We start from the raw sequence: 1,280 nt of genomic DNA, 5'->3' as shown, positions 1-1,280 counted from the left end.
CCTGGCCCTTGTCGCCGTAGCCGTCCGAGGCCCGCATCACCACGAGCACCTGCGAACCGACGGTCTGCCCCTCGAGGGCTTTCTTGAAGCCGGGGACCACGCCGGTCGTGGCGAACTCGGCGGGCTGTCGCTTCTTCCAGCTGGAGTCGAACACCGTGCCGTCGTCGTACAGCGCACCGGTGTACTGCACGATGACCTGGTCGCCGGGGTTCACGACGTCACCGTCGCCCTGCCGGAGGTTGACCACCCGCGTCTCGGTGGGCGCCGGGGCGTCCGGCATCGTGATGGTGGGCGCGCCCTTGTCGTCGAAGGTCACGGTGGGCATGCCCTCGGCCGGGGCGACCTCGGTGCCGGTGGCGCGCGTCGGGAGTTCCTCGAGGGCGTCGGCCACGAGCACGAACGCCGGCGATCCCTCGCCGAGCGCACCGGCGGGGAACGCCGAGACCGTGCGCGAACCGATCGTCGCGCACTCGAGGGCCGCGCCGAAGATCTGCTGCGACGAGATGAGGGTGTCCATGCCGTTGGGCGCCGAGGTCTGGGAGTCCAGCTGGACCTGACCGGTGGCGGCATCCACGAGCGTGTAGTTGGCGCGCAGGACATCGCCGGCGCGCACCTGCTGGCCGGTGCCCTCGATGAGCGTGGAGCGCTCGAGACCGCCGGGGGCGTAGCCGGAGGGCAGGGTGACCTGCACCTTGCCCTTGAAGTCGCCCGACACCTGCACGTCGCTGGACACCTCGCCCTGGGAGAGGGCGCTCTGGCACGCGCCCGGGTCCGCCGAGCCGCTGGCGTCCGGGGTGGAGCTGTCGGTCGACGAGCCGGTGCACCCCGCCAGCAGCAGGACCGCGGCAGCGGCGACGGACAGGGAAGCGATCGGGCGGAAGCGCACGGCAGACCTCTCGAAGACGATGGGAACCGACCCATCATCCCCCATCCCCCTTTGCCGTCGCTGGGAGCCCCCGACCGGCAACCCCATGCACGGGGGCGCATGCGGCGCACAGTAGCCTCGATGGGTGAGCTCCGACGAACCGGGCGGCACCCCCGCCGTCCCACCGAAGCAGATGGGCGCGGCCTACGGCCTCGGGCGTTTCTTCATCGCCCCGCTCGCCCGCGCCGTCTACCGCCCGCGCGTCGAGGGACGCGACAACGTCCCGCGGACCGGGCCGGTGATCTTCGCGAGCAACCACCTGTCGTTCATCGACTCCATCGCCATCCCCGTCGCCTCGCCCCGGCCGGTGCACTTCCTAGCGAAGTCGGCCTACTTCGAAGAGTGGGCGTCTGAC

2 protein-coding genes are annotated in these 1,280 nt (G+C 71.5%); one reads left to right on the top strand and one right to left on the bottom strand.

The genetic code is table 11. From position 1 onward, the window contains the following. Positions 1 to 886 (bottom strand): FKBP-type peptidyl-prolyl cis-trans isomerase (locus I5G_RS16760; protein ID WP_022880091.1); only part of this gene is annotated, 886 nt, incomplete at its 3' end. Positions 887 to 1,058: 172 nt separating this feature from the next. Between I5G_RS16760 and I5G_RS16755 the strand changes: the two genes are divergently transcribed. Beyond that, a partial coding sequence (locus I5G_RS16755) for a 1-acyl-sn-glycerol-3-phosphate acyltransferase (protein ID WP_187288867.1) occupies positions 1,059 to 1,280 on the top strand: 222 nt, incomplete at its 3' end.

It is taken from the genome of Microbacterium sp. B19 (genome assembly GCF_000333395.1).
In the GTDB taxonomy this organism is placed as follows: Bacteria; Actinomycetota; Actinomycetes; order Actinomycetales; family Microbacteriaceae; genus Microbacterium.
Note: the sequence above shows the minus strand (reverse complement) of the source record. Positions and strands in the feature narration are given on the sequence as shown.